This window comes from Mesorhizobium montanum (genome assembly GCF_033977145.1).
Classification (GTDB): Bacteria; Pseudomonadota; Alphaproteobacteria; order Rhizobiales; family Rhizobiaceae; genus Mesorhizobium; species Mesorhizobium montanum.
Window position 1 is genome coordinate 330,823 of sequence record NZ_JAVIJF010000003.1, and the last position, 12,251, is coordinate 343,073.

Sequence of the window (12,251 nt, forward strand, 5' to 3'; positions counted from 1 at the left end):
CATGGACGCCTACGACTATATTCATGACGGGATGGCGATCTACGAGCGCTCTTTCGCCATCATCCGCTCCGAGGCGGAGCTGTCGCGCTTCTCCGAGGCTGAAGCCGATGTCGCGATCCGCATGATCCATGCCTGCGGCCAGGTCGAAGCCGCGAGCCATTTTGTTTTCTCTAACAGTTTTATCGATGCGGCCCGCGCGGCACTCGCCGCCGGCGCACCGATCTTCTGCGATGCGGAAATGGTGGCGCATGGCGTCACCCGTGCCCGCCTGCCTGCCGGTAACGAGGTGATTTGCACGCTGCGCGACCCGCGCACGCATGAAATCGCCAAGGCAATCGGCAACACCCGCTCGGCCGCGGCCATCGACCTCTGGGGCGAGCGCATGGCCGGCTCGGTCGTCGCCATCGGCAATGCGCCGACCGCGCTCTTCTATCTGCTCGAAAAGCTGCGCGACGGCGCGCCGAAGCCGGCCGCGATCATCGGCATGCCGGTCGGTTTCGTCGGTGCCGCCGAATCCAAGGACGCGCTGGCTGAGAATTCCTACGGCGTGCGCTACGCCATCGTGCGCGGCAGGCTGGGCGGCAGCGCCATGACGGCGGCCGCGCTCAACGCATTGGCGAGGCCTGGCCTGTGAACGCGCATCTCAAAGGGCGCCTGGTCGGCGTCGGCACCGGCCCCGGCGACCCCGAACTTCTGACACTGAAGGCGGCGCGTGTGCTGGCCGAGGCCGACGTCGTCGCCTATTTCGCCAAGCGCGGCAACAACAGCAACGCGCGTGCCATCGTCGAGACACGCTTCCGGCCGGACATGGTCGAGCTGCCGCTGCTCTATCCGGTGACGACGGAGATCGACAAGGATCACGACGACTACCGCTCGCAGATCACCGATTTCTACGAGCAGTCGGCCGAACAGGTCGCCGAACATCTCGGCGCCGGCAGAATGGTTGCCGTGCTTTCGGAAGGCGATCCGCTCTTCTACGGCTCCTACATGCATCTGCATGTGCGCCTCGCGCACCGCTTCCCGACCGAAGTCATCCCCGGCATCACGGCTATGTCCGGCTGCTGGTCGGCGACAGGCCTGCCGATCGTCCAAGGCGACGACGTGCTGACCGTGCTGCCCGGCACGATGAGCGAGTTCGAGCTGACGCGTCGGCTGGCCGACACCGATGCCGCCGTCATCATGAAGGTCGGCCGCAACCTGCCGAAAATCCGTCGCGCGCTGGAAGCAACGGGCAAGCTGGCGAAGGCCGTTTATGTCGAACGCGGCACCATGCCGGGTAGCGTCTCGATGCGGCTTGCCGAGAAGCCGGACGACAAGGCGCCCTATTTCGCCATCGTGCTGATCGCCGGCTGGTCGGCTCGCCCCGGAGCCAAAGCATGAGCGGCCGTCTCACCGTCATCGGTCTCGGCCCCGGCAATGCCGACCAGGTCACCCCGCAGGCCACTCAGGCTGTGGCCGAGGCTTCGTTCTTCTATGGCTACAAACCCTATCTCGACCGGCTTGAGCTGCGGCCGGACCAGGTGCGCATCGCCTCCGACAATCGCGAGGAGCTCGCCCGTTCCAACGAGGCGTTGGCCAAGGCGGCCGAGGGCCATAGCGTCGCCGTTGTCTCCGGCGGCGATCCCGGCGTCTTCGCCATGGCGGCGGCCGTCTGCGAGGCGATCGAAGCCGGTCCGGCCGAATGGAGGACGATCGATCTCGCCGTCGTTCCCGGCGTCACCGCCATGCTCGCGGTCGCTGCCCGCATCGGCGCGCCACTCGGCCATGATTTCTGCGCTATCTCGCTCTCCGACAATCTGAAGCCGTGGGACCTGATCGAGCTGCGCCTTCTGGCGGCCGCGGGAGCCGGATTCGTCATCGCGCTTTACAACCCGATCAGCAAGGCCCGCCCCTGGCAGCTCGGCCGCGCCTTCGAATGCCTGAAGGCGATCCTGCCCGGTACCACGCCGGTGATCTTCGGCCGCGCCGCCGGTCGGCCCAACGAGCGCATCGAGGTTTTTCTGCTTGCGGACGCCGACGCGGAAAAGGCAGACATGTCGACCTGCATCATCATCGGATCGCCGGAGACCCGCATCATCAGGCGCGGCGAAAAGCCGGCGCTGGTCTACACGCCGCGTTCGGCAACAGGGTCGAAAAGATGATCGACTTTTCCGGCCAGCGCATCGACGGTTTGGGCCGAAGCGACGTCCGGCAAGGTCGGACGACGGATCATGACCACCTCGATACCGAGCGCCCGCGCCGCGGCGATCTTGCCATAAGTTGCCTCGCCGCCGCTGTTCTTCGACACGACAACATCGATGGCGTATTTTTGAAGCAACGCGCGCTCATCGGTTTCCGGAAACGGACCGCGCGCCAGCAGATACACCGCATCGGGCACCGCGAGCTTCGGCTCGATCGGATCGACGCTGCGGATCAGGTAACGGTGCTGCGGGGCAGCCTCGAAGGCGCCGGCCTCCTGCCGGCCGATCGCGAGGAAAGCGCGGCGCGGCGGCGTGCCAAGCGCACTTGCCGCCTCAGTGACATTGTCGACCAGCGTCCAGTGATCGCCCGCGACAGGGGCCCAGCCGGGACGCCGCAGCGCAAGGATCGCCACGCCGGATCGCCTTGCCGCTTCGGCGGCGTTGGCCGAGATGCGCGCCGCATAGGGATGCGTGGCGTCGATCAGCAGATCGACGTACTCCTCGCGAAGATAGGCGGCCAGCCCGCCCGCACCGCCGAAGCCGCCGACACGCACCGGCACGCCTTGCGCGACCGGGCTTTCGGTGCGGCCGGCGAGCGACAGCGTGACCGAGAAATCCTTGCGATGGGCGAGCTTTCCGGCCAGTTGCCGGGCTTCCGTGGTGCCGCCGAGGATCAGGATACGGTGGGTCATCATGCCTGCTAAGGGTCCGCGCGCCGCCGGCTCAAGGTGGCTCACCATCGTCGGCATCGGCGAGGACGGTGTAGCGGGTCTCGGCGACGAGGCCAAGCGGCGCATCGCGCAGGCTGAAGTCGTGTTCGGCGGCAAACGGCATCTTGCTCTCGTCGCAAACTTGGCCAAGGGTGATGCGCGCCCATGGCCGACGCCCTTCGACGCCGAATTGCGCGACGTGCTGGCGCTCAAAGGCAAAAACGTCTGCGTGCTCGCTTCCGGCGACCCGTTCTTCCACGGCGTCGGCGTGACGCTGGCGCGCAAGGTGCAGCCGGATGCGATGCTCGTCCTCCCGGCGCCGTCGTCGCTGTCGCTGGCCGCCTCGCGTCTCGGCTGGGCCTTGCAGGACGTCGAGACCATCTCGCTGCACGGCCATTCGATCGATCTGATCCGGCCCCTGCTCCACCCCGGTGCGCGTATCCTTGCCCTGACATCGGATGGCAACGCACCGGCGGCCATCGCCGGACTGCTCGACGAGCTCGGTTTCGGCCCTTCGCGGCTGACGGTCCTGGAAGCGCTTGGCGGTGCGGATGAAGCGCATCGAACCTCCCGCGCCGATGCCTTCGATCTCAAAAACATCAATCCGCTCAACGTGCTGGCGATCGAAATTGAACCGACGCCGGACGCACGCACCCTGCCTTTGACCGTTGGCCTTGCCGATCATCTGTTCGAGCATGACGGCCAGATCACCAAGCGCGAGATCCGCGCCATCACGCTGTCGGCATTGGCGCCAAGGCGCGGCGAACTGTTGTGGGACATCGGCGCCGGCTCCGGCTCGATCGGCATCGAATGGATGCTGGCGCATCCCTCGCTGCGCGCCATTGCCATCGAGGCCGATAGCGAACGCGCCGCCCGCATCCACCGCAATGCCGCGCATTGCGGCGTGCCCGGCCTTTTGGTGGTGGAAGGCGCCGCGCCCAAGGCCTTCGCCAAACTGGAGGCGCCGGATGCTGTCTTCATCGGCGGCGGCGGCAGCGATGCCGGCGTGCTGGAGAAGGCGATCAAGGCGCTGCGTCCCGGCGGCCGGCTGGTCGCCAATGCGGTGACGCTGGAGATGGAGGCGCTGCTGCTCGACCAGCACACTAGGCGCGGCGGCGACCTGACCCGCGTCGCGCTGTCCCGAGCAGCACCGGTCGGGTCCATGCAGGCCTGGCGTGCGGCCATGCCGGTCACGCAATGGAGCTGGGTGAAGCCATGATGGTCGCGGGCATCGGCAGCCGCAAAGGCGTAACCGCGGGCGACGTGCGCGCCGCGGTCGAAACCGCGCTCGAAGCGCATGGCTTGGCGATGACCGCGCTTTCGGCGCTGGCGACCGGCGAAATCAAGCGCGACGAGCAGGCAATCTTCCTTGCCGGTCGCGACCTCGACCTTCCCGTCCTCGTCATCTCCGACGCCGCGCTGCAAGCCGTCTCGTCCGGCACGATCAGCCGATCCGAAATGTCGCAGGCGCATGCCGGCACGCCTTCGGTCTCGGAAGCCTCGGCACTGGCCGCGGCCGGAAAAGGTGCAAAACTGCTTGCGGCCCGCACCGTGCTCGGCCCGGTGACCTGTGCCATCGCTCTTGGCGGAGGAGCCGCATGACCGTCCATTTCATCGGCGCCGGCCCGGGTGCGGCCGACCTCATCACCTTGCGCGGCAGCCGCCTGCTGGCGTCCTGCCCGGTCTGCCTCCATGCCGGCTCTATCGTCGCGCCGGAGCTGCTCGAGCACTGCGCGCCCGGAACGAAATTGATCGATACCGCGCCGATGTCGCTCGACGAGATCGAGGCCGAATATGTCGCGGCGCACAAGGCCGGCCAGGATGTCGCGCGCCTGCACTCCGGCGACCTTTCGGTGTGGAGCGCCGTCGCCGAACAGATCCGGCGCCTGGAAAAGCACGGCATCCCCTACACGCTCACGCCCGGCGTGCCCTCCTTCGCCGCGGCGGCGGCAGCACTTCGCCGCGAGCTCACCATCCCTGAGCTCGCGCAAAGCCTGGTGCTGACCCGCGTTTCCGGCCGCGCCTCGAAGATGCCGCCGGGCGAAACGCTCGCCGGCTTCGGCCGCACCGGCGCCACGCTTGCCATCCACCTTGCCATCCACGCCATCGACCGCGTCGTCGCCGATTTGACGCCGCTCTACGGCGCCGAATGCCCAGTCGCGGTCGTCTTCCGCGCCTCCTGGCCGGACGAGCGCATCGCGACCGGCACGCTCGGCACCATCGAAGCGCAGCTGGCGGAAAATCCGATGGAGCGCACGGCGATCATCTTCGTCGGCAGCGCGCTCGCGGCGCAGGATTTCGGCGAAAGCTCACTTTACGACGCCCACTACCAGCGGCGTTTTCGCGGACGGGACGGATTGTGAACGGCAGCGCCAATACAAACGGACGGGCAACGGTGGAGCAGGCGCTGGCGCGGCTGAACTTCAAGCCGCGCGAGCTTGAGCCCGGCCATGTCTGGCTGGCCGGCGCCGGCCCCGGCGATCCCGGCTGCCTGACGCTGGAAGTGCTGGCGGCACTCGGGCAATGCGACGCGCTGGTCTATGACGCGCTGGTCTCGCCCGATGTCGTTGCGGTCGCTCAAGGCGCCGAGCTGTTCTACGCCGGAAAACGCGGCGGCCAGCCCTCGATGAAGCAGGACGACATCAACGCGCTCCTGGTGCGGCTGGCGCGCGAGGGCCGCCGTGTCGTGCGGCTGAAGGGCGGCGACCCCTATATTTTCGGCCGCGGCGGCGAAGAGGCTTTGGCGCTCGCAGGCGAGAAAATTCCGTTCCGAGTGCTTTCCGGCCTGACCTCCGGTCTCAGCGCGCTCGCCGCCACCGGCATTCCCGCCACCATGCGCGGCATCAACAAGGCCGTCATCCTCGCCACCGGCCATGCCGCCGGCACGGACGACGACATCGACTGGGCGGCGATCGCCCGCACCGGCCAGCCCGTCGTCGTCTATATGGGCATGGCCAATCTGCCGGTGATCGCAGCAAAACTGCTCGGCGGCGGTCTCGCGCCCGCAACCCCTGCCGCCGTGATCGTCGCCGCGACCACGCCACGGGAGCGCATCGTCGTCGCCACGCTTGCGACAATCGCCGAGGAGGCCGCGGCCGCCGGGCTCGCCTCGCCGGCGTTGATCGTCGTTGGCGGCATCGTCGCCATGCGCGCGGCACTGGCGGGCGGCGCATGACGGCGCGCGCGATTATCATTGGCGCACCGCGTTCCGGGTCGGGCAAGACCAGCGTCACCATCGGCCTGCTGCGAGCGCTTGCCCGGCGCGGCCTGAAAGTACGCGGGGCGAAGTCCGGTCCGGACTATATCGACCCGGGCTTCCACACCGCGGCCACCGGCCTCTCCGGGGTCAACCTCGACAGCTGGGCGATGTCGCCATCCCTGCTCAACGCGCTGGCAACGCAGGCAACGGACGACGCCGAATACGTCATCCTGGAAAGCGCGATGGGCCTATTCGACGGCATCCCCGCGCCGGAAGGCCGGTCGGGTTCGGCCGCCGATCTCGCCCGGCTTTACGGCTTGCCTGTCCTTCTGGTGCTCGACGTTTCCGGACAGTCGACCACGGCCGCCGCCGTCGCCAAGGGTTTTGCCACTTACGATGCGAACGTGCGCATGGCCGGCGTCGTGCTCAACCGCCTCGGCAGCGAACGGCACCGGCGGCTGTCGGGCGACGCGATCGAAGCGATCGGCCTGCCTGTCGTCGGCACCATCATGCGCGATCCGACGCTCAACCTGCCGGAGCGGCATCTCGGCCTTGTCCAGGCCGGCGAATATGAAAACCTGATGGCGCATCTCGATCGGCTGGCCGACATGGTCGAGAAGTCGCTCGACATCGACGCCATCCTGGCGCTGGCGACCCCGCTGGAACCGGCGGCCGGCGACTTCGGCGATGCATTGCAGCCGCCCGGACAGCGCATCGCACTGGCGGAAGATGCCGCCTTCACCTTCCTCTATCCGCATGTTGCCACGCATTGGCGCAAGGTTGGCGCGGAGATCGTACCTTTCTCGCCGCTTGCCGACGAAGCGCCAGACGAAGATTGTGATGTCTGCTGGCTGCCCGGCGGCTATCCCGAACTGCATGCCGGCAAGCTTGCAGCCGCCGACAATTTCCAGAAGGGAATGGCGCGCTTTGCGGCGACGAAGCCGGTTCATGGCGAGTGCGGCGGTTTCATGGTGCTGGGAGATGTTCTGGAAGACGCCGACGGCCACAGCCACAAGATGCTCGGCCTGCTTGGACATTCGACCAGTTTCGCCAAGCGCAAGATGAACCTCGGCTACCGCGAGGCGCGGCTGCGCGCCGCCTGTCCGCTCGGCAGCGAAGGCACGCTGATCCGCGGCCATGAATTCCACTATGCGCAGATATTTGCTGCCGGCAATGACGAGCCGCTGGCCGACCTTGCCGATGGTCAGGGCAATCCGCTCGGCGCCTCGGGCTACCGGCGCGGCCATGTCAGCGGCACCTTCTTCCATGCCATTGCGAGGGGCGCATGAGCGGTCCTTCCGCACCCCGGCAATTGCTTGACGATATCGGCCTCAGCCTCGTCTTCTTCACCAGGCTGAGGCTTCCCTCGAGCGACTTCGGCGGCCGCAGCCTTGCCGATGCGATCTGGGCGGCGCCCTTTGCCGGTCTCGCGGTGGCGATCATCGGCGCGCTCGTCTACGCCATCGCCGATGTCCTCGGCCTTGCCCCCGCACCGGCCTCTGCACTTGCGCTCGCCGCGACGATGCTCGTTACCGGCTGCCTGCACGAGGACGGGCTTTCCGACATCGCCGACGGCTTCGGCGGCGGCAGGACACGCGAGAGCAAACTGGAGATCATGCGCGACAGCCGCATCGGCGCCTACGGCGCCGCAGCACTTGGGCTGTCGCTGCTCATCCGCTGGAGCGCTCTGTCCGAACTCACCGGTCCCGGCCACGTCTTCCTGGCGCTGCTTGCCGCGCATGCCGGCTCGCGCGGCCTGTTCGGCGCCTTCATGCATCTTCTGCCGCCGGCCCGCGGCGACGGACTGTCGGCGGGCGCCGGCGCCATCACCCGCGAAACCGCCATTGTCGGCGCGGCTCTCGGCGCGGCGGCGCTGCTGGCGCTTGGCCTCGGCGGCGCGATCGCGGCGCTCATCCTGCTCGGCTTGCTGTTTGCCGCCTTCCGCTCGCTTTGCCTCAGCCAGATCGGCGGCCAGACCGGCGACACGATCGGCGCGCTGCAGCAGCTCGGCGAGATCGCGGTGCTGCTGACTGCTTCCGTTTGCCTTTCCTGATTCCCTTTCGGAGACCTTGCCCCCATGCCCACCCAGACAACTTCGTTCAAATCGTTCGAAGACCTTCGCGCCGCCTGCCTCGACCTCCCTGTCGGCAGCGACGCTGCCGCCAGCGCCGTCGCCAGGCGGCAGGACACGCTCACCAAGCCGCAGGGCAGCCTCGGCCGTCTGGAGACCATGGCTGCATGGCTTGGCCGCTGGCAGGGCCGCGACATGCCGAAGCTCGACGCGGTCAAAGTCTTCGTCTTCGCCGGCAATCACGGCGTCACCGCACAGGGCGTCTCGGCCTATCCCTCTGAAGTGACAGTCCAGATGGTGGCGAACTTCGCCAGCGGCGGTGCGGCCATCAACCAGCTTGCCCGCATTGCCGGCGCAGAACTCGATGTCATCCCGCTCGATCTCGACCATCCGACCGGTGATTTCACGCAGGTGCCGGCGATGGACGAAAAGACATTTCTCGCCGCGGTCTCGACCGGCTACGATGCGGTGACCAAGGACCTCGACCTCGTCTGCTTCGGCGAAATGGGCATCGGCAACACCACCCCTGCGGCCGCGATCTCGACCGCCCTTTTCGGCGGCGGCGCCGAGAAATGGACTGGCCGCGGTACCGGCGTCGATGACGCAGGCCTGATTCGCAAGGTCACGGCCATCGAGGCTGGCCTCAAGCGCCATGCCGATTCGCTTTCCGACCCTTTGAAGATCGCGGCTGCGCTTGGCGGGCGAGAGCTTGCGGCGATCCTCGGCGCCACGCTAGCCGCGCGCCGCAACAATATCCCGGTGCTGCTCGACGGCTTCGTCTGCACCGCCGCCGTGGCGCCGCTGGCAAGATTGCACCCGACCGGTCTCGCCCACACCATCGCGGCCCATGTCTCGGCCGAGGCCGGCCATCGCCGCCTGCTCGAGGCGCTCGGCCTGCCGCCCCTGCTCGACCTCGGCATGCGGCTCGGCGAAGGCTCCGGCGCCTGCCTTGCCGTCAACCTCGTCCGCTCGGCGCTGGAATGCCATGCCAGGATGGCGAGCTTTGCCGAGGCTGGTGTTTCGGAAAAATAAAATCGGTCGAAATTTCAACACTGTTGAAACATCGAAATAACGTCATCTTGATTATTCCATGAGACGTAGATGTCTCGCGGGAGTATTTGAAATATCTAATATCCGCTGCAATTCTTGTTACCGCGGCTTCGCCGGCCTTGTCCCAGGACCAATATATTCGCCCGCTTCGTCCAGGCGAAGACGGGTCGGCCAGGATCCAGTCATCGATCTCGATGACCTTCCCGGTCAAGGATGATGACGACGCGGCCGCGCAGCAGCAGGTAGCGCTTCGCTCCTTCTACAAGGTCGCGGCCGGCAGTTGCGCCATGGTGCTCGAGACCGTCGCCGATACATGCGAAATCACCGGCATGAGCACCAACCTCAATGCGCGGGACCGCAACCTTGGCGGCTACGGCGGATCGCAGCTCACGGTGAGCGGCCAGATCACGATGAAGGTCAAGTTCAAGGCCAGTACTGGCAAACCAGCGCAGTGAAAGGGGTTTGCCAGTGTCGGCGCGAGAAACGCCAATGCGTTTCCCGCTGAAGGGTCTTTCCACCAAGTCTTTGAAGAATTTGGTGGGTGCGCACAGGATTGAACTGTGGACCCGCTGATTAAGAGTCAGCTGCTCTACCAACTGAGCTACGCACCCACTCGGCCGGCAAAACCGGCGTTGGCGGGCATATAGCCGCCGATGCCGGTCCTGTCCAGCCCTGCCGGAATCATTTCCCGACAAATCGACCGAGGCTCCCCGCACTCAGACGAAAAGCTTGCCCTCGGCCACCTTGATCGCGTGGCCGCCGATGCGCGCGGAGGCCAGTTTTCCGCCATCGACATTGAGCTCGAGCCGGATGCGCGACGGCCTGCCCATTTCCAGCCCCTGCTCGATCCAGAGCTGCGTGATTCCATCGGTCGGAGCGTCGAAATGCATGATCGCGCCGGCAAAGGCGGCGGCCGCCGAACCGGTTGCGGGATCTTCGTAGGACGGATTGCCGGGCACGATCATGCGAACATGAAATGCGCTGTCATGGTGGACCCGCTCGCGGCAATAGACATATGGGCTGGCGAAGGCCCATTCGCTCTTGCGCGGCGCAAGTTCCGACCACGCCTGGTTGTCGAGCCTGATCTTGGCCGCCTCCTCCAGTCCAGCAACGGGAATCGTCACATAAGGCACGCCGGCCGACCAGAAGGCGACGCGGTGATTCTCGAAGCCGATCTCGTGCGGGGCAAGGCCGAGCGCCGCGCCGATCGCTTCCGGGTCGGCCTTGAGCTCCAACGGTTCGGGCAATTTCGCCAGATCGAACTCGGCGAAGGTCGAGCCGTCATGCTTGCTCACCGCGCAACGCACCGGTCCGATATTCTCCTCCAGCACAAAAATGCCGGTGGCTTCACCGGCGAGTTCGGCCAGCGCAATCGCCGAGCCGACCGTGGGGTGCCCCGCGAAAGGCATTTCATAGTCGGGCGTGAAGATGCGGATACGGTTGCGGTGCTTTGGATTGTCGGGAGGCAGCACGAACACCGTCTCGGAAAGATTGAATTCGCGCGCGAGCGCCTGCATGCCGGCAGTGTCGAGCCCATCGCTGTCGAGCACCACCGCAAGCGGATTTCCGGCCAGCCGTTCGGTGGTAAACACATCGTAAAGCAAGTAATTGCGCGCCATGGAGAAAACCTTTCGCCTCGCCTCGAATTTCTGCCTCAATCCCAACATGAGGGAAATTTAATTTGAAATTCGAACCTTAAGGCCCGATTTGTGCACCGATAGGGACTTCGATCTTTCATTATAGGGGTCTGGGGTGGACCAGCTTGTCAATCCGCCAAACGCGGAATCCGGTACTTCCATCGAGGCGGCGCTCGGGCTCGACCGCAAGGGCGTAAGCCGCAAGCGTCGCCGCTTCTGGCTCTACGCACTGCTGGCGATAGCGATCGTCGCGGCCGGCATTGCCCTCTATCGATGGTATGCCGCCGCGCCGCCCAGGGTGGAATACACCACCGTGCCTGCGGCGACCGCCGACCTCACCGTCGAGGTGTCCGCCACCGGCACGCTGCAGCCACTGACCCAGGTCGACATCTCCAGCGAGCTTTCCGGCATCGTCCGCTCGGTGGCAGTCAATGAAAACCAGCAGGTCAGGAAGGGCGACGTGCTGGCGACGCTCGACACCGCCAAGCTGGAGGTCCAGATCGAACGCGCCACCGCCTCCGCCAAGGCGGCTGCGGCGGCCGTCGAGGACGCCAAGGTGACCTTGCAGGAAAACGAGAACACAGTGGTGCGTGCGAACGCGCTCACCAAGCGCGGCATGGCGACGGACCAGTCGCTCGAAGCGGCGACCGCGACGCGCGATCGCTCGAAGGCGGCGCTCGACAGCGCCGAGGCCAATCTCGCCATCGCCCAGGCCGACCTCAAGGCCCAGCAGACCGATCTCGCCAAGAGCACCATCTACGCGCCGATCGACGGCATCGTGCTGACGCGCTCGGTCGATCCCGGCCAGACGGTCGCATCCTCGCTGCAGGCGCCCGTGCTCTTCATCATCGCCGCCGACCTAAGGAACATGGAATTGCAGGCCGCGGTCGACGAGGCCGATATCGGCGCGGTGAAGCCCGGCCAGCATGCCCGCTTCACCGTCGACGCTTTCCCGGACCGGCCGTTCGATGCCGAAATCCGCGACATCTCCTACGCCTCGGTCACCACAGATGGCGTCGTCACCTACAAAGCCCGCCTCGAAGTCGACAATGGCGAGCTTCTCTTGAGGCCCGGGATGACGGCAACGGTTTCAGTCGTCACCCGGCAGGCCAAGGGCGTGCTTACCGTCCCCGCCACTGCCTTCCGCTATCGCCCGGCGCAACGGGCGGACCGCGGCTGGAGCCTGAGCGACCTCTTCACAGGCCGCATGGGCCGCCCCATCCGGCAGCGCGAGGCGGCGAAGGCGCCGACCGACGGCTCGCGCACGCTTTATGTGCTGGAGAACGGCCGGCCGCAGCCGGTCAACGTCAAGATCGGCTCGACCGACGGCGAGCTGACCGAGATCACGTCCGGCCTCGACGAGGGCGCGCAAGTCATCACCGGCGCCCAGCAGCGGAGCTGACC

14 protein-coding genes and 1 tRNA gene are annotated in these 12,251 nt (G+C 66.5%); 12 read left to right on the forward strand and 3 right to left on the reverse strand.

The window, feature by feature from the left end; genetic code table 11:
• Position 1 precedes the first annotated feature (1 nt).
• Genes RFM68_RS05965 through RFM68_RS05975 form a run of 3 tightly spaced genes read left to right on the forward strand, consistent with a single transcriptional unit; the run spans position 2 to position 2,141 of the window.
• The gene (locus RFM68_RS05965; protein ID WP_320231781.1) at positions 2–634 is read left to right on the forward strand and encodes a precorrin-8X methylmutase; all 633 of its coding nucleotides are present in this window, start codon (positions 2–4) and stop codon (positions 632–634) included.
• On the forward strand, positions 631–1,380 hold the full coding sequence (locus tag RFM68_RS05970; RefSeq protein ID WP_320231782.1) for a precorrin-2 C(20)-methyltransferase: 750 nt from the start codon (positions 631–633) through the stop codon (positions 1,378–1,380). The genes RFM68_RS05965 and RFM68_RS05970 overlap by 4 nt, the downstream gene beginning before the upstream one ends.
• Entirely contained in the window at positions 1,377–2,141 is a 765-nt protein-coding gene (locus RFM68_RS05975) for a precorrin-3B C(17)-methyltransferase (RefSeq protein WP_320231783.1), read from the forward strand. Before RFM68_RS05970 ends, RFM68_RS05975 begins: the two co-directional genes overlap by 4 nt.
• Here RFM68_RS05975 and RFM68_RS05980 read toward each other — a convergent pair.
• Positions 2,105–2,872 carry a cobalt-precorrin-6A reductase gene (locus tag RFM68_RS05980; protein ID WP_320231847.1) on the reverse strand — a complete coding sequence of 256 codons (768 nt, stop codon included), beginning with the start codon at positions 2,870–2,872 and terminating at the stop codon, positions 2,105–2,107. The genes RFM68_RS05975 and RFM68_RS05980 overlap by 37 nt on opposite strands.
• A 1-nt stretch (position 2,873) precedes the next feature.
• Here RFM68_RS05980 and cbiE point away from each other — a divergent pair, with 1 nt between their 5' ends.
• The 8 genes from cbiE to RFM68_RS06020 all read left to right on the forward strand — a co-directional run bounded on the left by cbiE (position 2,874) and on the right by RFM68_RS06020 (position 9,665).
• Positions 2,874–4,109 carry a precorrin-6y C5,15-methyltransferase (decarboxylating) subunit CbiE gene (gene cbiE / locus RFM68_RS05985; RefSeq protein WP_320231784.1) on the forward strand — a complete coding sequence of 412 codons (1,236 nt, stop codon included), beginning with the start codon at positions 2,874–2,876 and terminating at the stop codon, positions 4,107–4,109.
• Positions 4,106–4,492 carry a cobalamin biosynthesis protein gene (locus RFM68_RS05990; RefSeq protein WP_320231785.1) on the forward strand — a complete coding sequence of 129 codons (387 nt, stop codon included), beginning with the start codon at positions 4,106–4,108 and terminating at the stop codon, positions 4,490–4,492. The genes cbiE and RFM68_RS05990 overlap by 4 nt, the downstream gene beginning before the upstream one ends.
• Complete coding sequence (gene cobM, locus RFM68_RS05995) at positions 4,489–5,253, forward strand: precorrin-4 C(11)-methyltransferase (protein ID WP_320231786.1); 765 nt, start codon at positions 4,489–4,491, stop codon at positions 5,251–5,253. Before RFM68_RS05990 ends, cobM begins: the two co-directional genes overlap by 4 nt.
• Entirely contained in the window at positions 5,250–6,065 is an 816-nt protein-coding gene (gene cobA / locus RFM68_RS06000) for a uroporphyrinogen-III C-methyltransferase (RefSeq protein WP_320231787.1), read from the forward strand. Before cobM ends, cobA begins: the two co-directional genes overlap by 4 nt.
• Entirely contained in the window at positions 6,062–7,378 is a 1,317-nt protein-coding gene (locus tag RFM68_RS06005; protein WP_320231788.1) for a cobyrinic acid a,c-diamide synthase CobB, read from the forward strand. Before cobA ends, RFM68_RS06005 begins: the two co-directional genes overlap by 4 nt.
• Positions 7,375–8,142, forward strand: coding sequence for an adenosylcobinamide-GDP ribazoletransferase (locus tag RFM68_RS06010; protein ID WP_320231789.1), 768 nt, complete (start codon positions 7,375–7,377; stop codon positions 8,140–8,142). Before RFM68_RS06005 ends, RFM68_RS06010 begins: the two co-directional genes overlap by 4 nt.
• Before the next feature lie 24 nt (positions 8,143–8,166).
• Positions 8,167–9,192, forward strand: coding sequence for a nicotinate-nucleotide--dimethylbenzimidazole phosphoribosyltransferase (gene cobT, locus RFM68_RS06015; RefSeq protein ID WP_320231790.1), 1,026 nt, complete (start codon positions 8,167–8,169; stop codon positions 9,190–9,192).
• A gap of 212 nt (positions 9,193–9,404) precedes the next feature.
• On the forward strand, positions 9,405–9,665 hold the full coding sequence (locus RFM68_RS06020; RefSeq protein WP_320231791.1) for a hypothetical protein: 261 nt from the start codon (positions 9,405–9,407) through the stop codon (positions 9,663–9,665).
• Between the two features lie 80 nt (positions 9,666–9,745).
• Here RFM68_RS06020 and RFM68_RS06025 read toward each other — a convergent pair.
• Together RFM68_RS06025 and RFM68_RS06030 are read right to left on the reverse strand one after the other, a co-directional pair.
• A tRNA-Lys gene (locus tag RFM68_RS06025) sits at positions 9,746–9,821 on the reverse strand.
• 105 nt (positions 9,822–9,926) lie between these two features.
• Positions 9,927–10,829: a PhzF family phenazine biosynthesis protein gene (locus tag RFM68_RS06030; RefSeq protein WP_320231792.1), complete on the reverse strand. Its 903-nt coding sequence runs from the start codon at positions 10,827–10,829 to the stop codon at positions 9,927–9,929.
• Between the two features lie 133 nt (positions 10,830–10,962).
• Here RFM68_RS06030 and RFM68_RS06035 point away from each other — a divergent pair, with 133 nt between their 5' ends.
• Positions 10,963–12,249 carry an efflux RND transporter periplasmic adaptor subunit gene (locus RFM68_RS06035; RefSeq protein WP_320231793.1) on the forward strand — a complete coding sequence of 429 codons (1,287 nt, stop codon included), beginning with the start codon at positions 10,963–10,965 and terminating at the stop codon, positions 12,247–12,249.
• Positions 12,250–12,251: the final 2 nt, after the last annotated feature.